The 22,081-nt window shown below is 65.8% G+C and carries 20 protein-coding genes; 10 read left to right on the forward strand and 10 right to left on the reverse strand.

The features are described 5' to 3' along the window. Window positions 1-18: 18 nt before the first annotated feature. Window positions 19-180, reverse strand: a complete 162-nt coding sequence (locus F0185_RS07450) for a hypothetical protein (protein ID WP_167223048.1) — start codon at window positions 178-180, stop codon at window positions 19-21. Here F0185_RS07450 and F0185_RS07455 point away from each other — a divergent pair. From F0185_RS07455 to F0185_RS07475, 5 genes are all read left to right on the forward strand, one after another. After that, a complete protein-coding gene (locus F0185_RS07455; RefSeq protein WP_167223050.1) occupies window positions 179-2,278 on the forward strand; it encodes a TonB-dependent receptor in 2,100 nt (699 codons plus the stop codon). The two genes, F0185_RS07450 and F0185_RS07455, sit on opposite strands and share 2 nt — an antisense overlap. A 464-nt stretch (window positions 2,279-2,742) precedes the next feature. Beyond that, entirely contained in the window at window positions 2,743-4,434 is a 1,692-nt protein-coding gene (locus F0185_RS07460) for a ShlB/FhaC/HecB family hemolysin secretion/activation protein (RefSeq protein WP_167223052.1), read from the forward strand. Window positions 4,435-4,449: 15 nt separating this feature from the next. Further along, entirely contained in the window at window positions 4,450-10,263 is a 5,814-nt protein-coding gene (locus tag F0185_RS07465) for a YDG domain-containing protein (protein ID WP_167223054.1), read from the forward strand. Window positions 10,264-10,385: 122 nt separating this feature from the next. Next, window positions 10,386-10,994, forward strand: a complete 609-nt coding sequence (locus F0185_RS07470) for a TetR/AcrR family transcriptional regulator (RefSeq protein ID WP_167223056.1) — start codon at window positions 10,386-10,388, stop codon at window positions 10,992-10,994. Between the two features lie 97 nt (window positions 10,995-11,091). Further along, window positions 11,092-11,769 carry a type 1 glutamine amidotransferase domain-containing protein gene (locus tag F0185_RS07475; protein ID WP_167223058.1) on the forward strand — a complete coding sequence of 226 codons (678 nt, stop codon included), beginning with the start codon at window positions 11,092-11,094 and terminating at the stop codon, window positions 11,767-11,769. A gap of 32 nt (window positions 11,770-11,801) precedes the next feature. Here F0185_RS07475 and F0185_RS07480 read toward each other — a convergent pair whose 3' ends face one another. Both F0185_RS07480 and F0185_RS07485 read right to left on the reverse strand, forming a co-directional pair. Continuing rightward, the gene (locus tag F0185_RS07480; protein WP_167223060.1) at window positions 11,802-12,113 is read right to left on the reverse strand and encodes a cupin domain-containing protein; all 312 of its coding nucleotides are present in this window, start codon (window positions 12,111-12,113) and stop codon (window positions 11,802-11,804) included. A gap of 10 nt (window positions 12,114-12,123) precedes the next feature. Next, complete coding sequence (locus tag F0185_RS07485; RefSeq protein ID WP_167223062.1) at window positions 12,124-12,726, reverse strand: DJ-1/PfpI family protein; 603 nt, start codon at window positions 12,724-12,726, stop codon at window positions 12,124-12,126. A gap of 79 nt (window positions 12,727-12,805) precedes the next feature. Between F0185_RS07485 and F0185_RS07490 the strand changes: the two genes are divergently transcribed. The 3 genes from F0185_RS07490 to F0185_RS07500 all read left to right on the forward strand — a co-directional run bounded on the left by F0185_RS07490 (window position 12,806) and on the right by F0185_RS07500 (window position 14,734). Next, window positions 12,806-13,783, forward strand: a complete 978-nt coding sequence (locus F0185_RS07490) for a GlxA family transcriptional regulator (RefSeq protein WP_167223064.1) — start codon at window positions 12,806-12,808, stop codon at window positions 13,781-13,783. Window positions 13,784-13,950: 167 nt separating this feature from the next. After that, on the forward strand, window positions 13,951-14,421 hold the full coding sequence (locus F0185_RS07495; RefSeq protein WP_167223066.1) for an acyl-CoA thioesterase: 471 nt from the start codon (window positions 13,951-13,953) through the stop codon (window positions 14,419-14,421). Next, on the forward strand, window positions 14,408-14,734 hold the full coding sequence (locus F0185_RS07500; protein WP_167223068.1) for a hypothetical protein: 327 nt from the start codon (window positions 14,408-14,410) through the stop codon (window positions 14,732-14,734). The genes F0185_RS07495 and F0185_RS07500 overlap by 14 nt, the downstream gene beginning before the upstream one ends. 29 nt (window positions 14,735-14,763) lie before the next feature. Here the strand turns inward: F0185_RS07500 and F0185_RS07505 are convergent, their stop codons facing one another. The 3 genes from F0185_RS07505 to F0185_RS07515 form a co-directional block, all read right to left on the reverse strand. Next, entirely contained in the window at window positions 14,764-16,854 is a 2,091-nt protein-coding gene (locus F0185_RS07505) for a TonB-dependent receptor (protein ID WP_167223070.1), read from the reverse strand. Then, entirely contained in the window at window positions 16,851-17,066 is a 216-nt protein-coding gene (locus F0185_RS07510; protein WP_167223072.1) for a hypothetical protein, read from the reverse strand. Before F0185_RS07510 ends, F0185_RS07505 begins: the two co-directional genes overlap by 4 nt. A gap of 85 nt (window positions 17,067-17,151) precedes the next feature. Then, window positions 17,152-17,523 carry a DUF2946 domain-containing protein gene (locus F0185_RS07515; RefSeq protein WP_167223074.1) on the reverse strand — a complete coding sequence of 124 codons (372 nt, stop codon included), beginning with the start codon at window positions 17,521-17,523 and terminating at the stop codon, window positions 17,152-17,154. Between the two features lie 121 nt (window positions 17,524-17,644). Between F0185_RS07515 and F0185_RS07520 the strand changes: the two genes are divergently transcribed. Next, a complete protein-coding gene (locus F0185_RS07520; protein WP_167223076.1) occupies window positions 17,645-17,965 on the forward strand; it encodes a hypothetical protein in 321 nt (106 codons plus the stop codon). 195 nt (window positions 17,966-18,160) lie between these two features. After that, complete coding sequence (locus tag F0185_RS07525; protein ID WP_167223078.1) at window positions 18,161-18,616, forward strand: hypothetical protein; 456 nt, start codon at window positions 18,161-18,163, stop codon at window positions 18,614-18,616. Window positions 18,617-18,642: 26 nt separating this feature from the next. Here F0185_RS07525 and rfbA read toward each other — a convergent pair whose 3' ends face one another. The 4 genes from rfbA to F0185_RS07545 form a co-directional block, all read right to left on the reverse strand. Beyond that, a complete protein-coding gene (gene rfbA / locus F0185_RS07530) occupies window positions 18,643-19,533 on the reverse strand; it encodes a glucose-1-phosphate thymidylyltransferase RfbA (protein ID WP_167223080.1) in 891 nt (296 codons plus the stop codon). Further along, a complete protein-coding gene (gene rfbB / locus F0185_RS07535) occupies window positions 19,530-20,585 on the reverse strand; it encodes a dTDP-glucose 4,6-dehydratase (RefSeq protein WP_167223082.1) in 1,056 nt (351 codons plus the stop codon). Before rfbB ends, rfbA begins: the two co-directional genes overlap by 4 nt. A gap of 90 nt (window positions 20,586-20,675) precedes the next feature. Next, window positions 20,676-21,416, reverse strand: coding sequence for a class I SAM-dependent methyltransferase (locus F0185_RS07540; protein WP_167223084.1), 741 nt, complete (start codon window positions 21,414-21,416; stop codon window positions 20,676-20,678). Between the two features lie 13 nt (window positions 21,417-21,429). Continuing rightward, entirely contained in the window at window positions 21,430-22,023 is a 594-nt protein-coding gene (locus F0185_RS07545; RefSeq protein WP_167223086.1) for a class I SAM-dependent methyltransferase, read from the reverse strand. Between the last annotated feature and the right edge of the window lie 58 nt (window positions 22,024-22,081).

A 22,081-nucleotide genomic window follows, 5' to 3' on the forward strand; every position in this document is an offset into this window, starting at 1 on the left:
GGGGTGAGGGGTTGCCTGTTATTTGTCGTCCTTTTTCTGTTTTGCCAATGCAAGCGCACGCCGCCGTTGTACGTGTTTCCGTTCGCCCTGCGCGAGCGGCGCGCGCCATGGCGGCGGCGCATGCTTTTGCGAACGTAACCATCGGCCGATCCGGCCATTTACTACGTCAGACGCTTCCATGATGCTTTCCAGCCACGCTTGTTCCACCCCCATCCGCCCCATCGTCGCCGCCATCGCACTGCTGTGCGCCCCGGCCGCCCGGGCCCAGCCGCCGGCGCTGATGCCCGTGGTAACCATCCAGGCGGCGTCGGACGACGGCCTGGGCCTCAAGCGCGAGATCGGCGCCGCCAGCCGGATCGGGCTGGCGGCGCAGGACTTGCCGGCGAGCGTAGAGTCGCTCGGTGCGGCCAGCATCGAAGCGCGCGGCGACGTGCAGCTCAAGGACGCCGTCACCCGCACCACCGGCCTGACCGACATCAGCTCGCCCGGCAATGGCATCGCCTATTCGGCGCGGGGTTTTAGCGGCAACAGCGCCATCGCCATCCTGGAAAACGGCCAGCGCCCGCAGGTCGGCTCGGGCACGGCAAGCTATCCCGCCGATCCGTGGGGCTACGAGTACATCGAAGTGCTGCGCGGCCCGGGATCGGTGATCCATGGCAGCGGCACCACCGGCGCCACCATCAACGCCGTGCGCAAGGCGCCCACGCGCGCCGCCGCGTTCGAGGCGATGGCCGGCATCGGGGCCGGGCGCGCACTGCGCGCCGGCGTGGGCGCCAGCGGCGCGCTGGGGCAGGGCGGGGCGTTCCGGATCGACGCCTACGCCGACCGCAGCGACGGCTTGATCGAACGCGGCGATGCGCGCCACGGCAAAGTGCTGGCCAGCGTGGCGTATGCGCTGGCGCCCACGCTGGACCTCGAGCTCCAGCTCGATCATCTGGAGCAGAAGCCGCAGCGCTACTTCGGCACCCCGCTGGTCAACGGCGCCCTGGCGCGCGCGCTGCGCAGGCAGAACTACAACGTCGGCGACGCCGATATCGGCCTTGATGATGACAAGGCGCTGGCCCGCCTGACGTGGCGCGTTACGCCGTTCCTGAGCGTCAGCAACGAACTCGTTTACATGAAGGCGCGCCGCCACTGGCGCAATGTGGAGAGTTATTCCTACGACGCCCAGGCGAAGCTGGTCGAGCGCAGCGACTACATCGCCATCGCGCACGACCAGGAGCAGGCCGGCAACCGGCTCGAGGCGCGCTGGGACGCCGGCGCCAACCGCCTGGTGGCCGGGTGGGAAGCGGCCACCATCAATTTCACCCACACCAATAACGCCCCCTACGGCGGCGCATCGAGCGTGGCGCCGACCGGTTTTGCGCCGGGTGTGTTCGACAGTCCCGATCCCTTGCGCCCGAACTTCACGACCGATACCGTCACGCATGCGCTGTATGCCGAAGACGCTTATCGATTCAGCGAGACCATGCTGTTGCTGGCGGGCCTGCGCCACGACCGCTACCAGGTCGAGCGCACCAGCCTGCAGGGGGCGGCCGGCTTCGACGCCACCTTGCAATCGACCGCCGCGCGCCTCGGCCTGACCTGGAAGCTGGCGCCGGATACGTCGCTGTACGGCCAGGTCAGCAGCGGCAGCGATCCGGTGACCAGCCTGTTGTCGCTGAACCTGGCCAACAGCCGCTACAAGCTGACCCGCTCGCGCCAGCTGGAAACGGGCGTCAAGCAATCGCTGGCCGGCGGCAAGGCCGAGTGGACGGCCGCGCTGTACCGCATCCGCAAGGACGACATCATCACGCGCGATCCGGCCAACCCGGCGCTGTCGATCCAGGGCGGCGCGCAATCGTCGCGCGGGGTGGAGGTGAGCGCCAGCGTGGCCTTGGCGCCAGCCTGGCGCCTCGAAGCGAACGCGGTCTATACCGACGCGCAGTTCGACCAACTGGTCGAAAGCGGCAACGTCTCGCGCGCCGGCAACCGTCCGGCGGACGCGCCCAAGTCCTCGGCCAATCTCTGGCTCGGCTACCGCAGCAACGACTGGCGCGCCGGCGGCGGCGCGCGCTACGTCGGCGCGCGCTTCATCGACAACGCCAACACCCAAGCGCTGCCGGCCTACACGGTGCTCGATGCGAGCCTCGGCTGGCAGGCCAGCCGCCACGTGCTGGTGCAACTGAACCTGCGCAACCTGGCCGACAAGCTGTACGCCAGCACCTCGTACGGCGGCAGCCAGTATCTGCTGGGCGCGCGGCGCCATGCGGAACTGACGGTGCAGTGGCGCTATTGAGGTTCGCCTGAGCCGGCGCGTGTAAGCGGCAGTTGCCCCCTGCCGCATCGCGGCCGGCGCCCGGCAGCAGCGTGCCGGGCGCCGGGCTGGCCGCGCTTGCGCGCGCGGCGGTCCGCATCCGCCTTTAATGTCGAGTTCGCTTAATGAGAGGATCGAGGGTGGAGTGTGTCATTGGCGACGCATTTTGTACGAATTTCCATACGCACGCGACGAACAAACTGGTCATTCAACGCGAATCTGCGTATTGTCAAACCCTGCACTACAAAAACATGCTGCGCCGGGAAGCGCAGCACTATACAGTCGGGCCCGAGCAATTCCCGCCCGCACTACAGCCGCCATCGCAGTACTGATTGACCATGCTTGTCCATCGATATCATGCCGCGCGGTGATCGCGCATGCTTCATCACGGATGAGCCAGTCCAGGTACGCCTGTTGCGTACCTCTACGTACCATGGGACCAGATCATGACACTCGTTCGTCATCGGAAATGCCTTGTTGCCGTCGCCCTGTTTTCCTTGCAAACTGTCCACGCCCAAACGACGCCGGATGCGGGCTCCCTGCTGCAGCAAATCGAAAAAGGGCGTCCGCCGCCGCCCAGGACCAATGCGCCCGCGGTCGGCGTGCCGCCACCGATGCGGGCCTTGAGCGGCTCGACCGTCACCGTGACGGCATTTCGCTTCGTCGGCAATACGCTGCTCAGCAATGAACAGCTCGGCGCGGCGCTCGCCGGCCTGCGCGGGCGGCCACTCGACTTCACCCAGCTGCAACAGGCGCCAGCCACGGTCGCCGCCCTGTACCGCCAGTCCGGATGGATTGTGCGGGCCTATCTGCCGCACCAGGAAATTGTCGACGGCGTGGTCACGATCCAGATTGTCGAAGCGATCTTCGGCGAAGTCCGCCTCGATGGCGGCGCGGCCGCAGCCCGCATCGCGCCGCAGCGCCTGATCGCCATGGTCGACGCGGCCCAAAGCAAGGGCGCGCTGCTCAATGCCGACGCGCTCGACCGGGCCCTGCTGCTGCTGGGCGACCTGCCCGGCGTGACCGTCACCGGAAGCCTGAGCGCCGGGCGCAACGAGCGCGAAACCGACCTGTTATTAAAAGTGGAAGACGCACCGCTGCTGAGCGGCGTCGTCAGCGTCGACAACGCCGGCTCGCGCTCGACCGGGCGGGCGCGCGTGAGCGGCGATATCTACCTCAACAGCCCCTTTCGCCTGGGTGACCAGATCGGACTGAGCTTGCAGCATTCGGAAGGAATCGATTACGCCCGGCTCGACGCCAGCGTGCCCGTTGGCAGCAGCGGTGTGCGCGCTGGCGCCCATGTATCGGCCTTGCGTTACAAGCTCGTCAGTGATGACACGGCGGCGCTCGACGCGCGCGGCAAATCCTCGACAAGCGGGCTCGACGGCAGCTACCCGTTGATCCGCTCGCGCCTGAAAAACCTCTCGCTCGCCGTCAATTACGATCACCGCCGTTTCGACAACGACGCCCTTGGCGCGAGCGTGAGCGACTACCGCATCGATACCTTGAGCGCTTCGCTGTACGGCAATGCGCTCGATCAGCTGGGCGGCGGCGGCAACAACACCGGTAGCCTGAGCCTGGTGCGCGGGGAGGTCGACCTGGATGACTCGCCCACGCGCGCGGCCGACGCGGCCACGGTGAAATCGGCCGGGCGCTTCACCAAGCTGCGCTACGCGGCCGCGCGCACCCAGGCGTTGAACGACGCCCTGCTGCTGTACATGACCCTGGCGGGGCAGGCGGCGCGCAAGAATCTCGATTCGGCCGAAAAATTCTATCTTGGCGGCCCGAGCGGCGTGCGCGCCTATCCCATCAACGAAGGCGGCGGCGCGTCCGGCCAGCTGGCCAGCATCGAACTGCGCGCCCAGTTGCCGCATAACCTGTCGCTGGCCGGGTTCTACGACTGGGGGCATGTCAGGATCAACCACGACAACCACTTCGCCGGGGCCGAAACGCGCAATGCCTATAGCTTGCGCGGCGCCGGCGTTGCCTTGAGCTGGCTGGCGCCGAAAGGCATCAGCATCAAGTCCACCTGGGCGCGCCGGATCGGCGCCAATCCCAATCCGAGCGCCAGCGGTAGCGACCAGGATGGTTCGCTGACCCGCAACCGCTTCTGGCTGCAAGCCAGTCTGCCATTTTGAATTAAGGGAATCATCATGTTCGCACACGCCTCGATGAACCGCTTTTATCGCCTGGTCTGGAGCGACCAGTACGGCTGCTGGGTTGCCGTTGCCGAACACGCCAAAGGGCGGGGCAAGAGCAGCCGCGGGCCGCTCGCCGCCGTGCTCGCCGCACTGGGCTTGGTGGCCGGGTTCGCCGATGCGGCGCTGGCGCAGACGGCGCCGGCCGTTGGTGCCTTGCCGGGCGGGGCCAATGTGGTGGCGGGGAACGCGCAAGTGAGCCAGGCCGGCGCCGCCATGTCGATCCAGCAGAGCACCGAACGGGGCGCCATCGAGTGGCAGAGCTTCAATATCGGGCAGGGCGCCAGTGTCAATTTCGTGCAGCCGTCGAGCCGTTCGGTGACGCTCAATCGGGTCCTGGGCGCCAGCCCGAGCCAGATTTTCGGCAAGCTCACGGCCAACGGCCAGGTGTTCCTGTCGAATTCGGCGGGCGTGTATTTCGGCCGCTCGGCCACGGTCGACGTGGGCGGGCTGGTAGCGACCACGCATGCGATGTCGACCGCTGACTTCATGGCTGGAAGCAATACGTTCACCCGCGCCGGGGCAAGCGGGAATGTGGTCAACGAGGGGCAGTTGCACGCTTCGCTGGGCGGCTATATCGCGCTGCTGGCCCCCGCAGTGCGCAACAGCGGCATCGTGCTTGCGCAGCAGGGCGCGGTGGCGCTCGCCGCCGGCGAAACGGTCACCTTGCAGTTCAACGACAGCAATACCCTGGCCTCGGTCAGCGTCACGCCGTCGGTGATCGCGGCCCTGGTCGAGAATCGCCAGGCGGTGCTCGCGCCGGGCGGCCTGATCGTGTTGTCGGCCCAGGCCAGCAACAGCTTGCAGGGCGGGGTGGTGAACAACAGCGGCGTGCTCGAGGCAAGCGGCCTGGTCAACGATGGCGGACGCATCTTGCTCAGCGGGTCCGGCCAGGTCAATCACGCGGGCACGATCCGCGCCGACGCCGCCCCCGGGTCGCACGGCAACGGCGGCTCGGTGATCCTGATGGGCGATCTTGGCAACCACGCCAGCAAGACCACGGTCGATGGCGCGATCAGCGTGCGTGGCGGGGAAAATGGCGGCAACGGCGGCTTTGTGGAAACCTCGGGCAGCCGCCTGGCGGTCGGCGCGAGCACCCGGGTCGATGCGCGCGCGCTGGCCGGCAAGACCGGGACCTGGCTGCTCGACCCGGACGGCTTCACGATCGCGCCCAGTGGCGGCGATATCAGCGGCGCGACCCTGAGCGGCAACCTGGCGCTGGCCGACGTTGCGCTGGCCAGCACCGGCGGCAGCGGCAGCGACGGCAGCATCAACGTCAACGACGCGGTCAGCTGGAGCACCAACAAGCTGACCCTGACCGCCACCAACGCCATCAACATCAAGGCGGTCATGAGCGCCACAGGCAGCGCCAGCCTGGACCTGGCGCCGGCCAGCCTGAAAGTCAATACCGCTTTCGGCGCCAACAATACGTTTGCCGGCAAAGTCAATTTCAGCGGCAGCGGCGCCCTGACCATCAATGGCAATGTGTACACCGTCATCAACAGCCTGGGGGCGGACCGTGGCGACATGACGCCCGGCACCCTGCAGGGTGCGCAGTTGAGCCAGAATGCGTATTACGCGCTCGGCAGCGATATCGATGCGTCCGCCACGTCGGGATGGAACGATGGCAATGGCGGCACCGGCTTCACGCCCTTCGGCGTGTCATGGGGCGCGTTCGAGGGCCTGGGCCACACCATCAGCGGGATGTTCATCAACCAGAGCGGGCCGGCGATGATCACCAGCTTGTATGGCAACAACACGGTTCAGTTGCGCAATCTGGGCATGCTGGGCGGGTCGGTCAACCGCGGCACCAATGCGGCCGGCATGGTCGGCATCAACTACGGCACCATCAGCAATGCCTTCTCGACCATGGCGGTGACGGGGTTTAACGAGATGGGCGGGCTGGTCGGGGACAACCGGGCCGGCATTATCACCAACAGTTATGCCACCGGCGCCGTGTCCGGCACCAGCCAGGTGGGCGGGCTGGTCGGCAAAAATACCGGCATCATCGAAAACAGTTATGCCACCGGCAGCGTCACCGGCACCACGGCCTTCATCGGCGGCTTGGCCGGATTGAACTATTTCGGGACCATACGGCGCAGCTACGCCAGCGGCGCCGTGGCGGGCAGCCAGTCGGTGGGGGGACTGGTCGGCATTAACCAGGCCGCCGGCGGCACGCGCAGCAACATCATCGATACCTATGCGCTCGGCGCCGTGTCGGGCAACACCAACGTCGGCGGCCTGGTGGGCGAAAACGGCTCGGTGATCACCAACAGCTATGCGGTCGGCGCCGTGACGATCGGCAATGGCAACAACAGTGTCGGCGGCCTTGTCGGCTACGAAACGATGGACGGGGGCGTCACGACGTCGGAGATCAACAACAGCTTTTGGGACGTCGACACGTCCGGCCAGGCGGCAAGCGCCGGCGGGGTGGGCAAGACCAGCGCGCAAATGAAAGCGCGCGCCACCTTCACCGACGCCGGATGGGATTTCCTGGCGCCGGTCTGGCAAATCAAGGCGGGCGTCAACAACGGCTATCCCTGCCTGGCGGTGTTCGCGTCGTGCCCGAGCTCGCAGCCGCTGTTGGTGCGGGTGAACGCCAGCCAGGCCGGCAATGTATATGGCGATCCGGTCGGCACCTTGACATATTCGCTGTTTAACGGCGCCAACCTGCTCGACGCGGGCGCGCTGGCCGCCCTCGGCCTCAATGTCGGCGGCACGGCGGTGTATGGCGGCGCCCCGACCTCTGCCTCGAATGCGGGCCTGTACCAGATCGTGTACGGCTCCGGCCTGACCCTGGGCGGCGCCAACGCCGACAATTACGCCGTCGTGCCTGGCGCCGGCCTCGCTTACACGATATCGAAACGGCCGCTGGCCCTGGCCGGCAGCCGTCCCTACGACGGCGGCACGGTTTTCAACGCCGCCGCCATCGGCGCCACCAACCTGGTCGGCAGCGACTGCGCGGGCGGACTGGCCGCGTGCGGCTTGACCGGCAGCGGCAGCGTACCGAGCAAGAACGTCAATGCCGGGACGCAGCCGCTGGCCCTTGGTACGCTGGCCCTGGCCGGCGCCATCGATACCAACTATGTCTTGACCGGCGCCAATGCCAGCGCGACGATCACGCCGCGCGCGCTGGCGATCAGCGCCGAAGGCGACAGCCGCACGTATAACGGCAGCCGTAACGCCACGGTGTCGCTGTTCGACGACAGGCTCAACGGCGATGTGCTGACCATTGACAAGACCGCGCTGTTCGACACAAAAAACGTTGGCGTCGGCAAGACGATTACGGTATCGGGCATCACGCTCGGCGGCGCCGACGCGGGCAATTATGCGCCGAACACGAGCGTGACCACCAGCGGCAATATCACCCCGCGCAGCCTCGAAATTTTCGCCAGCGGCATCAGCCGGGCGTATGACGGCGGGGTCGCCGCCACCGTCACGCTGCTCCCCGACGACTCAGTCGTGTCGAACGATATCCTGACGTATTCCTATGGCGCCGCCAGCTTCGCCGACAAGAACGCGGGCCCCGGCAAGTCCATCAACGTCACCGGGATCGCGATCGGCGGCGCCGATGCCGGCAATTACCTGGTCAATACCAGCGCAAACACCTCGGCCACGATCACCAGGCGCGCACTGGAATTTAGCGCTGTCGCCGCCAACCGCGAATACAACGGCACCACGATCGCGACCGCCACGCTCGCGCCAAGCGGCCTGATCGGCACCGATGAGGTGACCCTGGCTTATACCGCCGCCAACTTCGTCGACAAGCATGTCGGCAACGGCAAGACCGTCACGCTCAGCGGCATCAGCGCCGGCGGCGCCGACCTTGCCAACTACGAGGTGGCCGCCAGCGCCAGCGCCACGGCCAACATCACCAAGCGGCCGGTGCTCGTGAGCGCGCTCGGCACCAGTCGCCAGTACGACGGCAGCACGGCCGCCAGTGCCACCATCAGCGTCGGCGACGGCTTGATCGACGGCGATGCGGTGACCGTGAGTCCGGGAACGGGCAGTTTCAGCGACAAGAACGTCGGCGTCGACAAGCCGGTCAGCGTGAGCGGCTATGCGTTCGGCGGACCCGATGGCGGCAACTACAGCTTCAATCCCGTGGCCACCGGCTTTGCCAGCATCACGCCGCGTCCGCTGACCGTGAGCGCCAGCGGCGCCAGCCGCGTGTACGACGGCAGCACGACCAGCGGCGCGACCCTGGCCGACAACCGCATTGCGGGCGACAACCTGGTGGTCGGCGGCAGCGTGAGCGACTTTGCCGACAAAAACGTTGGCAACGGCAAGGCCATCGTCATCAGCGCGATCACGATGAGCGGCACCGACAGCGCCAACTACATGCTGCCCGGTTCGACCGTCACGACGGCCGGAGCGATCACGCCTCGCTTGTTGAATATCAGCGCCAGCGCGGCCGACCGCGAGTACGACGGCACCACGCTCGACGCCGTCACGTTCGCCGACGACCGTGTGGCGGGCGACAATCTGACCCTGGCAGGCGCCGGCAACTTTATCGACAAGAACGCCGGGACGGCCAAACGCGTCAATATCACCGGCATCGTGCTCACCGGCGCCGACAGCGGCAATTACGCGTTCTCGACGACGGCGGCGGCCACGGCGAGCATCGCGCCGCGCCCCTTGCTGATCAGCGTGAAGGGGAACGACAAAGTCTATGACGGCACGACGGCCGGCAGCGCCACGTTCGCCGACAACCGCATCGCCGGCGACGTGCTGGCCATTGCCGGCAGCGCCAGGTTCGCGGACAAACGGGTGGGCGTCGCCAGGGAGTTGAGCGTTTCCGATATTGCCGTCAGTGGCGCGGATGCCGGCAATTACGTGCCGGCCGGTACCACTGCGAGCACCACCTCCAGCATCAACGCACGCCCCTTGACGGTCAGCGCCACGGGGATCGATCGTGTATTTGACGGCGGCACCATCGCGCCGGTGCGCTTGAGCGATGATCGTGTCGCCGGCGACGTGCTCCAGGTAGCCAGCCTTGGCGCCAATTTCATCGACGCCGCGCCCGGCGTCGCGAAACGCATCGACGTGAGCGGAATCGGCGTCGCCGGGATCGACGCGCCCAACTATGCGCTGCTCAACACGTCGGCTGTCGCCGCCGCCACCATCACTCCCGCTCCGGGCGATCCGGTGCCGCCGGTTCCCGAAGTACCGACTGTGCCAACGCCAACGCCAACGCCGACGCCAACGCCAACGCCAACGCCAACGCCGACGCCGACGCCAACGCCGCCGCCACCGCCCACGCCAACGCCCACGCCCACGCCAACGCCGCCGGTTGAAGTTGCCGAACTCGTGCTGCCGCAGTTGCCCGTGATTGCGCCCGTCCCTCCGGTCGTAACCAGGGCAGCGTCGCCGTTGCAACTGACCATCCCGCCGCCCGTGCCTGGGGCGGGTGTGCAGCGGGGCCTCGGTGCGCAAGCGAAAGAAGCCATCACCGTGTCGCTGGTGCGCGCCTCCTCGAAGCAGGCAGCCGGCCTGGTGGCGGTAGGTATTCCCAAGGAAATAGTCGCCAGCGGCGAACGCTTCAGCATCGCCTTGCCGAAACAGTTGAGCGCTGCGATGGCGGTCGGCGGCGTGTCGGTGCAGGTGACCCGCACCGACGCCTCGCCGTTGCCGGGCTGGCTGGCTTACAACGCGCAGACCCAGAGCTTCGATGTGTCCGCCGCACCGGCTGGCGCGCTGCCGTTCGAGGTCCTGATCGTTGTTGACGGCCAGCGCTGGACCATGGTGCTGACCCAGACCGGCCAATAGGGCGCGCGTTCGGCGCCTGCGCTCAAGGTCCTGTCGCCAGTGCGGGCAGGACCTTGAGGCGCCAGCCAGAATCGATTTATATGGGGCTAGACGACCGGTCTAATCTCGGTTATAGTGGGCCCATGAACACAAGAACCACATCCGACAGCCCCGATGTTCGCGGGAACATCCTTTCCACCGGCCAGCGCATCATGGCCGCGAAAGGGTTTTCGGCGGTCGGCCTGAACGAGATCCTGCTCGCCGCCGGGGTGCCGAAAGGCTCCTTCTACCATTACTTCGGTTCGAAGGATGCGTTCGGGGAAGCCTTGCTTGAAGCCTATTTTGAAGACTACCTAGCGCAGATCGACGCCACTTTCAGCCAGCCCGGCATCAACATGGCCCAGCGCTTGATGAATTACTGGAAAAGCTGGCAGGCGGCGCAATCGTCCTTCGAATGCCAGGGAAAATGCCTGGCCGTGAAGCTGGGCGCCGAAGTGGCCGACTTGTCCGAGGCGATGCGCCTGTCCCTCAAGCGCGGCACGGCTGGCATCGTCGCCAGGCTGGCCGGCGCAATCGAGGCCGGCGTGGCCGAAGGATCGCTGGCGATCGACAGCGATGTCGAGACCACCGCCAACAGCCTGTACCAGCTGTGGCTGGGCGCGAGCATCATGGTGAAAATTGGCCGCAACACCCAGCCGTTCGACTGGGCGCTGTCGACCACGCGTCAACTATTACATCTCTCCCCGGAGTAAGGGGAGTTTGCCGGCGGTTCGTCCGCCGATTTTTTTTTCCCTGCGGATAGACGACTGGTCTACTCGTTTCATTGATGATCTATTTAGGAGAAATAGCATGAAAGTTCTGATCGTACTGACCTCGCATAGCGAACTTGGCAACACTGGCCGCAAGACCGGCTTCTGGCTGGAAGAATTGGCCGCCCCGTACTACATCTTCAAGGATGCCGGCGTCGAGATGGTGCTCGCTTCGCCAAAAGGCGGCCAGCCGCCGCTCGACCCGAAGAGCAACGAACCGGCCTCCCAGACCGAAGCGACGCACCGTTTCGAGGCCGACGTGGAAGCGACTGCCCAACTGGCCGCCACCGTGCGTCTCGACCGTGTGCAGCAAGCCGACTTCGACGCGGTGTTTTATCCAGGCGGCCACGGCCCGCTGTGGGACCTGGCGAACGACAAGCACTCGATCGCCCTGATCGAAGCCTTCATCGCGGCCAACAAGCCGGTCGCGCTGGTCTGCCATGCGCCTGGCGTGCTGCGCGACGTCAAAACCCCGGCCGGCCGTCCGCTGGTCGAAGGCAAGCAGGTCACCGGCTTCACCAATACGGAAGAAGACGGCGTGGGATTGACCGCCGTGGTGCCGTTCCTGGTTGAAGACATGCTCAAGGCCAACGGCGGCGTGTATTCCAAGGGCGCCGACTGGGGCTCGTACGTGCTCACCGACGGCCTGCTGATCACCGGCCAGAATCCGGCCTCGTCGGCCGAAGCGGCCGCCGTGCTGGTCAAGCGACTGGCCTGAGCGGCACCGCCCGGACGTGCCGAGCGTGGACGCTACACGCTGCCGGCGCGCTCGATGACCAGGATGCGTGCCTGTCCCAGCGGGTGCGCGCTGTGGGCGTCGCCCTCGGCGGCGTAGAAGATGTCGCCGGCGCACAAATGCGCCACCATCTCGCGCCCGTCGTCGCGGTAGTGCATCGCCACTTCGCCGTCGAGCACCGCGAATACTTCCTGGCCGTCGTTGACGTGCCAGGGGTAGGGCTGGTCGCTCCAGTGCAGGCGCACGGTGGCGTTGTCCATGGCGGCAATCAGCTGCGCGTCCCAGGCGCGCGCGCCGAGGTAGTCCTTGCTGCGCACGATTCTCATTTCCGCCCCCTCATCCCTCGTTCCACTCGTATTCCATCAGGTGCGCGGTGCGCAGCGCCAGTTCGCGCCCCGCCAGCCGTTCGACCAGGTGCAGCGACATGTCGATGCCGGCCGAAATGCCGCCCGAGGTGACGATGGCGCCATTGTCGATCCAGCGCCGCTGTTCGCGCACGCGCACCAGCGGGAAGGACGCGCGCAACTCCTCCACGTCCGCCCAATGGGTGGTCGCCTCCTGCCCGTCGAGCAGCCCCGCCTGCGCCAGCAGGATGGCGCCGGTGCAGACCGACGCCGTCAGCTCCGACTTGCCCGCGGTGGCGGCGATCCAGGCGATGACGTCGGGCTTGGCCAGTTCGTTCGTCACCACGCCGCCCGGCACGATCAGCACATCGATGTCGCCGGCGCCGGCAAAATCGGCTTCCGGCAGCACGCTCAGGCCGGCCCGCGCGCGCAGCATCGCGGTGGTGGCGCCGATGGTGCGCACCCGGAACGGCGCCTCGCCATCGGGCGCCAGCTTGGCGGCCATGCGCGTGGCGCAGGTGAACACTTCGTAAGGCCCGGCAAAATCGAGCACTTCAACGTCGTCAAAAACATAGATACCGATGGTGCGTGTCATGGTTGCTCCTTGATGAGAAGACCCATCATGTCATGATGGCGATTGACATAAATGACATTGATAGTGGAATATCTGCCATATGAAAACGATCGATATCTGGCTGCTGGTGTTTCCCGGCTTTGCCCTCCTGGACGCGACCGGCCCCGCCCAGGTCTTCGGCAGCGCCAACGACGAGGCCCGCGACGCGCTCTTGCCGCAGCCGTACCGGATCCACATGATCGCGCCCGGCGGCGGCCCGGTGGCGTCGAGTTGCGGGGTGACGGTGCTGAGCGCGCCGCTGCCGCCGGCGGGGAGTAAGCTGGCCGGGGCGACCCTGATCGTCTCAGGTGGGCACGGCATCGAAACGGCGGGCGGCGCGCACGACCCGGCCATGGCGCGCTGGGTGGCGCGGGCGGCGGGCCGCGTGGCGCGCTGCTGCGCGGTGTGTACCGGCGCCTTTGTGCTGGCGCGCGCCGGCCTGCTCGACGGCCGCCGCGCCGTCACGCACTGGCGCGATGCGGCCTTGTTGCAGTCGCAGTTTCCCGCCATCGACGTGCACGAGGACGCGATCTATATCAAGGATGGTCCGCTGTACACCTCGGCCGGCATCGCCGCCGGCATGGACCTGGCGCTTAGCCTGGTGGAGGAAGACCAGGGCCGCGCCGTCGGCCTGGCGGTGGCCAAGCGGATGGTGGTGTTCTTCAAGCGGCCGGGCGGCCAGCGCCAGTTCAGCTCCCAATTGCTGGCGCAGGCCGATCCGCAAGACGTGCATGCCCAGCTTACCGACTGGCTGCGCCCGCGCCTGCGCCAGCGGATCGACGTCGAACAGATGGCGGCGGCGTGTGCGCTGTCGGTGCGCACCTTGCACCGCCAACTGCGCCAGGCGGCCGGCCTGTCGCCGGCCCAGCTGCTGCTGCGGCTGCGCATGGAGGCCGCCTGCGGCCTGCTCGAACGCCCCGGCATGACAGTCAAGCGCGCCGCCAGCCAGAGCGGCTTCGGTAGCGAGTACAATCTGCGACGGGCCTTCGCCGCGCAACTGGGCGTGGTGCCGAGCGACTACCAGGCGCGCTTCGGCTGATTCACGCCACAGCGCGCATACATTTTTTGGGGACCTCGAAAAACCGTAGCGAGCGGCGCAAGTTTCGTTCGAGAAGCGCAACCGTACGCAGGTACGGTGAGCATCGCAGAGCGAAAATTGCGCTGCGCAGTAGGTCTTTCGAGGTCCCCTTTTGAAAAGGGACTGTTTTGGACTGGGACTATGCAAACCCGTTTGTGCAGGCGATCACGCCGCAGCCAGGCGATATCGACGGAATCGATCACACCAACAATGCCGTGTATGTTCAATGGTGCGAACAGATCGGCTGGGCGCACTCGGAGCAGCTTGGCCTGAACCTGGACGACTACCGTCGCCTCGATCGGGCCATGGCAATCCGGCGCGGCGAGTACGACTATCTGCTGCCGACCGTTGTGGGCGAGTCCCTGAGCCTGGCCACGTGGTTGACCGGTGGCGACGGCAAGATCGCGATGGAACGCCGTTTTCAACTGATCCGCGCGCGCGATGGCGTTACCGTGCTGCGCGGGCGCTGGGACCTGGTCTGCATTGAGATCAGCAGCGGCAAGGTGCGCCGCATGCCGGCCGAGTTTTTGAGCGCCTACCTGCCCAGCGTTGCCCCAGCCGGTTCCACGGCGTCGGCTGAAGTCCATGCCGGCCCCTGAAAAATATCCCACCACGCCCGACGGGCGCTATTTTGTCGTGTCGGGCCGCCTGTGGCGCACCAGTAATCCCGCTCTTGCGCCGGATGAACGGCAAGCACTGGTCGACCAGCTCATGACGGCGCGCAGGCAGGTCGGCGCCGCCAAAAAATCGGGCGACGCCGACGCCGAACGCGGCGCCCGCGCGGCCGTCGACACGGCCAAGCGCGCCCTGGGCGAACGGGGGCCGGTGTGGTGGACCGATGGCGCACCCGATTTCAACCGGCGCATGGTCGCCAACACGCCTTACGCCCAGTGGTACGCGGACCTGCCCTGAGCGGCCCGCGTTGCGTCACCGGCATCGCATCAGAAGCCGATGGTCAGTCCCAGTTCCACCGAACGGCCGTAACCGGGCAAGGCTTGCAAGGCCCCGCGCTGCGCGGCCAGGCCCGACAGGTACACGCCGCCCAAGGGGTCGGCATACTGCTTGTCCAGCAGGTTGCTCACGCCGGCCGACAGGCGCACGTTCTTGCGCAACTGGTAGCCGGCGCGCGCGTTGAGCAGCGCGTAGCCCGCCGTGCGCGGCTCCAGCCGGCGAGCGTCGGCGTGGTCCTTGTGCGCCACCAGTTTGGTTTCGACCTGGCCGCTCCACGGACCGTGGCTGTAGTCGAGCGCCAGCAGGGCGTTGGGCGGCATGATGTGATACAGGTCGCCGCCATCGGCGCGCTTGCCGCGCGTGTAGGCCGCATTGCCTGTGAATGCCAGCGAGGCCGGCAGCGGCATGCGCCACGACAGGTTGGCGCCGTACAGCCTGGCGTCATGATTGGCGAAGCGCAGCAGGGCGCCTTGCGCGATTTTGCTCCTGTACGGGTTGAACTGGCCCAGCGTATCGACATCGATATAGTCGCTGACCCGGTTGTAGTAGGGGTTGAGCTTGACGAACCAGCCGTCCGCCCCGCCGCCATGCCAGTGCGCGGTCAAGGCCAGGGTGGTGGCCGTTTCCGGCTTGAGGTCGATGTCGCCGACATAGCCGTTGCCATCGCCGAACCAGTTGGTCATGGTCATCGCCATCGTGCCGCGTCCCCAGGAATAGCGCTCGTACAGGTTGGGCGAGCGCGTCTTGCGCGCCGCCGCCAGCTCGTAGGTGGTATTCGCGTCGGCCTCGAAGCGCGCCAGCGCGGTCAGGTCCAGGTTGCTGTCGCGCTGGCGCCGCGCGCGCGCGTTGAACGCTTGCGCCGCCGCCGCGTCGGCCGCGTTCATCATGTTGTTCGCATACGGCTGGACCGCGCCGGCGTCCATGCGCACCGATTCCCAGCGCGCGCCGACGAGCGAGGTCCAGCGCCCGCCATGGCGGGTTTCTGCTTCGCCGTACAGCGCGATGCGGTCGCGCCGGCCATCGTTGATGTTGACATAGGTTTGCGGTCCCATCATCATCGAACCGGGAACGGCGGGCCAGAAGTCGTCCAGCCTGAACGTGTGCAGTTCGTGCCCCAGTCGCACGGTGCTCGCCTCGCCCGCCGGGAGCGTGATCTTGAGCGCATAGCCGGCATTGCGGCCGTCGGTCAGCATCGGCATGGTGCCGGGACGCTCGGGCGTGAAGAAGCCCATCTCGTGCCTGGTCGATTGCCAGTAAGCGCTGGCGTCGAGCTCGCCCCAGCCGAAGGTCGACAGCCAGTTCAGGTTGGCGAACTTGCCGTCGTTGCCGGTCATGTCCATGTACTGGTTGGGGAAGCCCTGGTAGGGAATGCGCTGCACGCCGACGCGCAGCGTCACGCGCTGGCCGTCGCCGCGCAGGGCCAGCACGGCCGACTGGTTGGTGCTGCGGTACATGCTGCCAAGGACGCGCTGGCCGTCGCCATCGTCGTAGCTGTGGCCGCGCGCCTGCGCAACGCTGTAGCCGAAGCTCAGGCGCTCGTTCGCCACGTTGGCCGAGACGCCGGCGTTGACTGCCTCGCCGTTGCTGCGCCCGCTCAGTGACAGTTTGCCGCTGGTGACGAGGCGCTCGCCGTCGATGCCGAATACCGGCGCGGCCGATTTGACGGTCAGGGTGCCGCCGATGCTGTCGCCGCCGGCGCTGACCGGCGTGACCCCGGCCAGCACGTCGATGTGGCCGATCTGGGTGGGGTCGATGTACGACAGCGGCGCATTCATATGATTGGCGCAGGCGGAGGTGATTTCCATGCCGTCGATGCGGATCTTGAGGCGGTCGTCGCCCAGGCCGTTGATCGTCGGCAGGCCGGACACGCCGCCGCCCTGGGCCACGCTATAGCCGGGCGTGGCGCCCAGCAGCGAGGCGGCGTCGCCGGAGCCGTTCTGCGGCGCGCGCCAGCCTTCGCCGATGGCCGAGACGATCACCCGCATGCGCGCTTCGATCGGGCCGTCGGGTGCGGTTTGGGCGCCGGCGTTGAGGGCGGCGCCGGCCAGGGCGAGGAAGGCGGGAATGTGAAGGTGTTTCATGGTGCGTCCTTGCTGGCGGAAAGTGATGGCGTGTTGAAGATGGTCGTGCCGGCGGCCGGCACGAGTTGCAGCGCGAAGAAGGGGGCCGCGGGCAGGCAATACGACGCGAAGTAGAAAAAGGCGAGCGCGCTGAAAGCGGCGGCGTTAAAGCAGCGCAGCGTTCGCATCGCGATGGCGAGCGTGGTCGCTGAAGCGACAGGGGTCGGTTTCAAGATAAATCCTCGTCAAACAGGTTCGGAGCCGCGCGGATGGCGGCACAAGGCCCCGGCAAGCCGGTGGCCAAACTGGTACGGACGGTCAGGCGAGGAGGGGAGGGGCGCGCGGGTTGGCCGACGACCAGGCGTGCAGCGGTTGCGGCGCGCGGTAGAACAGCGATGGGTAGGAACTGCGGCCGATCTCGACGATCAGCATGCCCGTGGGCGGCGCCGGCGGCAGGGACGAGCCGGCGTGGGTGGTGCAAAACGCGCAGTGCTGCATGGCGTGATGGGCCGAGCCGGAGGCGTCGTCGCTGGCGGCCACGTCGATCAGCCGAACGCCCTCGCTGGTGCACACTTCCATCGTCGCGGACGCCATGGCGGCGCTGCCGATGGCGGGCGCGAAGGCACTGAACAGGATGGCCAGGAAGGCGATCCAGATGTGCAGTGTTTGTCGCTTTGCCAGGGTGCTCATGCGGGCATTATAGTCGCGTTGTTGCCGTTTGAACACACGGCGACGGCGGCCGATCCGCCGGCAGGCTTTTCGATTGCGCTATCATGGCAAGATTGCAATGAACTTTTCAGGAGAAAGACAGATGCGCCAATTCGAGCGTGGTGAAGTGAAACTGGGCTGGCCGATGCTGATCGTGCTGTTCGTGGCGATGATCGCTTTCCGCATCTTTTGGATGGGTAACCGCGACATCCCTGCGGATTCACCCGAGAAAATCGCTGCGGGGCGCAACGGCACGCTCGTGTCGGAATGCGAAAATGGGCACTTCAAGGATCGGCCGGACGCCCCATGCCCGGCCGGCGACGTGCCCGTACCGCCCGAAAAACTCAAGAGCGCCGAGTGGATCAAGATGCCGCGCCCTGGCGAGAGTGGGAAAAAGGCGCAGCCGGAGGCGCCGGCGAAATAGACCACCTTGGTCGACGGGGTGCGGGTTGCAAAAAAACGTCATTGGGTCGACGTCGAAAGCAAAGAATCTTTTGTAATGTAAATCTTCTTTTCGTCGAATAAAGTTTTGATAATTATGGATTGCTGCAATATATTATTCTGATCTAAGCTGTCTTATCTGGCCCGCTGTGGGGCAGCACAAGAGAGAATGACAAGCATGGATGATTTCGATGAAAACGGCTTTGACGACGTCAATCGCGCCGATTTCGACCCGACCGATTACGAACCGTTTTCCTTACGCGACTTGCGTGGCCGGCCTGAGAATGGCGGCGTTTATTGGATGGGTGAGGATGGCAATGTCATGGAATGCCTCATTTGCGGCCAGCACACCCGGCGAAAATACGATATCGCCAACAAGTTCTGTGACCTCTGTCGCCGTCGGTTGGGGGGTGCTGATGTCGCTGAGTTTCCACGTTGGCCGACGGCGCACGCTTCAGCGCACGGCCATGCGAGGAAGGATGCCTCGATTGCGCAAGAACAGCGCTATGTGCTCGGCCGGTTCGATCTTGCCTGTCGTCGTCTGTTTGCCAGCCCAGCGGATACGGCTGCGCTCGCCTGGAGCCGATTGTGGCTACGTGCCTTAGATGGCGCAACGAAGCGACAGATCCATTAAGCGCAAAAGAGCACCCGCCGCCTTCCTCAGAAAATCTGGTCGTACAGCACGCGCAGCAGGTATTTGCCGTAGGCGTTATCCTTGATCGGCCGCGCCAGCGCTTCCAGTTCTTCCGCGCCGATGAAGCCCTTGCGGTACGCGACTTCTTCCGGCACCGCGATTTTCAAGCCCTGGCGTTTTTCGATGGTGGCGATGAATTGCGAGGCGTCGAGCAGTGATTCATGCGTCCCCGTGTCGAGCCAGGCCATGCCGCGCCCCATCACTTCCACATGCAACTGGCCGGCGGCCAGATAAGCGCGATTGACGTCGGTGATTTCGAGTTCGCCGCGCGCCGACGGGCGGATGTCGGCGGCGATGTCGCACACCTGGCGGTCGTAGAAATACAGCCCGGTTACCGCGTAATTCGACTTCGGCACCTTGGGTTTTTCTTCGATCGACAGCGCATTCTGCTCGTCGCCGAATTCGACCACGCCATAGCGTTCCGGGTCGAGCACGTGATAGGCGAACACGGTGGCGCCGTCGTGGTGATCGTTGGCCTTTTTCAGCTTGTTATCGAGTTCGTGGCCATAATAGATATTGTCGCCCAAGATCAGCGCCGACGGCCGGTTGCCCACGAACTCGCGCCCGATAATGAAGGCCTGCGCCAGGCCATCCGGCGAAGGCTGCACCGCATATTCCAGGTTGATGCCCCAGGCGCTGCCGTCGCCCAGCAATTCGCGAAAACGCGGCGTGTCCTGCGGGGTCGAAATGATCAGGATATCGCGGATCCCGGCCAGCATCAGCGTGGTGAGCGGATAGTAAATCATCGGCTTGTCGTACACCGGCAGCAATTGCTTGGAGATGCTGGTCGTGACCGGGTACAGTCGCGATCCGGAACCACCGGCCAGGATGATGCCCTTGCGTGCGAGCGCGCTCATGCCGCCACTCCCGCCGTCCAGTGCACATCCCGATACGCGCCCGAGGCAATTGCCGCCGCCCAGTCGCGGTTGGCCAGGTACCAGCGCACCGTGCGCGCCAGCCCGCTGGCAAAATCCTCGTCCGGCGCCCAGCCCAGTTCGCGTTGGAGTTTACCCGCATCGACCGCATAACGGCGGTCGTGGCCAGCGCGGTCGGTCACATGCGCGATCTGGCTGCGGTACGACCCGGCCGCCGGCGCTTGGGCGTCGAGCAGGTCGCACAGCGTGTGCACCACGTCGATATTGGTCATTTCGTTTTGTCCCCCTACGTTATATACCTCGCCCGGACGGCCGGCCTCGAGAATGCGGCGCAGCGCCGCGCAATGGTCGCCCACGTACAGCCAGTCGCGGATCTGGCGGCCGTCGCCGTACACCGGCAGCGCCTTGCCGGCCAGCGCATTGGCGATCATCAGCGGAATGAGCTTTTCCGGGAACTGGCACGGCCCGTAATTGTTCGAGCAATTGCTGGTCAGGGTCGGCAAGCCGTAGGTGTGATAACAGGCCCGCACCAGATGGTCCGACGCTGCCTTGGACGCCGCATACGGGCTGTTTGGCGCGTATGCCGATTGCTCGGTAAATGCCGGCGCGTGCGGCCCCAGGGTGCCATACACTTCATCGGTCGAGACGTGCAGAAAGCGAAAAGCGCTTTTGTCGACGCCATCGAGTTCCTGCCAATACGCGCGCGCCGCCTCCAGCAGGGCGAACGTGCCGTTGATATTGGTGGCGATGAATTCGCCGGGCGCGTCGATCGAGCGGTCCACATGGCTTTCGGCGGCAAAATGGATGACTGCGCGCGGGCGGTGCCTGGCGAGCAGTCCCGATACCAGTGCGCGCTCGCCGATATCGCCCCGCACGAAAACATGGCGCGCATCGTCCCTGAGCGGCGCCAGGTTATCCAGGTTGCCCGCATAGGTCAGTTTGTCGAGATTGATCACCGGATCGTCGCTGTGCGCCAGCCAGTCGAGGATGAAATTGGATCCGATAAAGCCGGCGCCACCGGTGACAAGAATCATGGAGTGTCCCTAAAAGGTCGGCAATTCGACATGGTCGATTTTATGTGAAATGCGGCGCGACGGGAATTGAATTGTTTAACATTTGCACGATCACAGATGTTCGAGAAAGCAGATCTCGCAGCCGACCGAGGTGATCGACATGTCGGTGGGCGAGACTTGCTGGCGCGCGCGGATCGCGTCCATCAGCGGCGCCGCGTTGCGCATATAGGGATCGCTGCGCACGTTGAACTGCAGCACCACGGCCCCCACATCGCGCAGCGCCTGCAAAAAATCGACCGCCGTCATGCGGTTCAGGTGGTTGATATACGCGTGCCAGCGCTCTGGAAACTGCTCCTTGATCTCGTGCGGCGCCATCCACAGGTGTTCCCAGTTGGTCTTGCCGAGATGGCCGCCAATGGCCGAAAACCACAAACCGTCAGCGTAGATGGCAATCCGGCCGCCCGGCCGCAGCAAGGGTCGCATCGCATTGAGCACGCCTTTGAGGTCGGTCACATGCTCGAACACGCCGTTCGAGACGATCAGGTCGTATTGCCCCGGATGGTCGAGCGCCAGGTCATGCACATTGCATTCGTGAATGGAGTAGGAGAAATTGCCGAAGCCTTCCTCCGCCATCAGCGCGTCGAGCGGTTCCTGCCTTGGGCTGCTCAGGTCGATACCGAGGGCGGAACGTGCGCCGTGCCGCGCGCTCCACAGGATTTCGTTACCCATGCCGCAGCCGAACACCAGCACGTCCTTGTTCTTGGGGTTGCCCAGTGATAACAGCGCCTTGTCGAGGCCTGCGACGCGCTGCAGGATGTATTGCTTGATTGTGGCGATGTGTTCGGGAGTCATCGGGACGGCGCTTTCATGGCTGGTGATAGAAGAAGTGGACCGGCAGCACATCGCCTGTGCCCGGATCGGCCGTTTCACGCATCTTCACGTCGATGCGCCTGTCGTGGCAGCGAAAATGCCGCGCCAGGTCGCGCCCGTACCAGCGCCGCAGGGTGCCCGGCGGTCCCGGAACGATCGCGGTCCATGGCCGCATGCGCGGGTCGGAAAAGCAGATTTGCAGTACCCCGCGCGGCGACAGCAGGCGCATCAAGCGCACGAAGGCGTCCTGGTCGTTGGTGAGAAACTCCATCACATGCGTCATTCCGATGAAGTCAATGCTGCCCGGCCCGTAGCCGGCCAGCGCCGCCGGCAAGCTACCGGGCGCCGGCGACTGCAGCACCTCGCACTGCCTGAACCAGGCTGGATCGGCGCCCCGGTCCGCACCGATCAGCAGGGCGCGCCGTGAGTCCAGGTCGGTTCCGTGCAGCGCTTGCAGTGCTTGCGCGCTGACCCGGTGCCGTTCCAGCGAGCCGCAGGCGACGCAGCGCGGGCCGTGCCCATCCTTGCCCAAGCGGCCGCCCGGCCCTGGAGCGAACTCCTTGCCGCCGCACAGATTGCACGTCGGCATTGCCGGCTTGGTTTGATGTTCCACTGCGAGTGACTCGTCCATGCATCCCGATCTGAAA

The organism is Massilia rubra (assembly GCF_011682065.1).
GTDB classification, from domain to species: domain Bacteria; phylum Pseudomonadota; class Gammaproteobacteria; order Burkholderiales; family Burkholderiaceae_D; genus Telluria_A; species Telluria_A rubra.

Excerpts from the sequence above, each read along its gene's own strand:
- F0185_RS07500 (WP_167223068.1), top strand. The coding sequence starts at position 14,408 with ATGCCGGCCCCTGAAAAATATCCCACCACGCCCGACGGGCGCTATTTT.
- F0185_RS07490 (WP_167223064.1), top strand. The coding sequence starts at position 12,806 with ATGAAAACGATCGATATCTGGCTGCTGGTGTTTCCCGGCTTTGCCCTC.
- F0185_RS07475 (WP_167223058.1), top strand. The coding sequence starts at position 11,092 with ATGAAAGTTCTGATCGTACTGACCTCGCATAGCGAACTTGGCAACACT.
- F0185_RS07525 (WP_167223078.1), top strand. The coding sequence starts at position 18,161 with ATGGATGATTTCGATGAAAACGGCTTTGACGACGTCAATCGCGCCGAT.
- F0185_RS07465 (WP_167223054.1), top strand. The coding sequence starts at position 4,450 with ATGTTCGCACACGCCTCGATGAACCGCTTTTATCGCCTGGTCTGGAGC.
- F0185_RS07470 (WP_167223056.1), top strand. The coding sequence starts at position 10,386 with ATGAACACAAGAACCACATCCGACAGCCCCGATGTTCGCGGGAACATC.
- F0185_RS07480 (WP_167223060.1), bottom strand. The coding sequence starts at position 12,113 with ATGAGAATCGTGCGCAGCAAGGACTACCTCGGCGCGCGCGCCTGGGAC.
- F0185_RS07460 (WP_167223052.1), top strand. The coding sequence starts at position 2,743 with ATGACACTCGTTCGTCATCGGAAATGCCTTGTTGCCGTCGCCCTGTTT.
- F0185_RS07520 (WP_167223076.1), top strand. The coding sequence starts at position 17,645 with ATGCGCCAATTCGAGCGTGGTGAAGTGAAACTGGGCTGGCCGATGCTG.
- rfbA (WP_167223080.1), bottom strand. The coding sequence starts at position 19,533 with ATGAGCGCGCTCGCACGCAAGGGCATCATCCTGGCCGGTGGTTCCGGA.
- F0185_RS07515 (WP_167223074.1), bottom strand. The coding sequence starts at position 17,523 with ATGAGCACCCTGGCAAAGCGACAAACACTGCACATCTGGATCGCCTTC.
- F0185_RS07485 (WP_167223062.1), bottom strand. The coding sequence starts at position 12,726 with ATGACACGCACCATCGGTATCTATGTTTTTGACGACGTTGAAGTGCTC.
- rfbB (WP_167223082.1), bottom strand. The coding sequence starts at position 20,585 with ATGATTCTTGTCACCGGTGGCGCCGGCTTTATCGGATCCAATTTCATC.
- F0185_RS07505 (WP_167223070.1), bottom strand. The coding sequence starts at position 16,854 with ATGAAACACCTTCACATTCCCGCCTTCCTCGCCCTGGCCGGCGCCGCC.
- F0185_RS07455 (WP_167223050.1), top strand. The coding sequence starts at position 179 with ATGATGCTTTCCAGCCACGCTTGTTCCACCCCCATCCGCCCCATCGTC.
- F0185_RS07450 (WP_167223048.1), bottom strand. The coding sequence starts at position 180 with ATGGAAGCGTCTGACGTAGTAAATGGCCGGATCGGCCGATGGTTACGT.
- F0185_RS07540 (WP_167223084.1), bottom strand. The coding sequence starts at position 21,416 with ATGACTCCCGAACACATCGCCACAATCAAGCAATACATCCTGCAGCGC.
- F0185_RS07545 (WP_167223086.1), bottom strand. The coding sequence starts at position 22,023 with ATGCCGACGTGCAATCTGTGCGGCGGCAAGGAGTTCGCTCCAGGGCCG.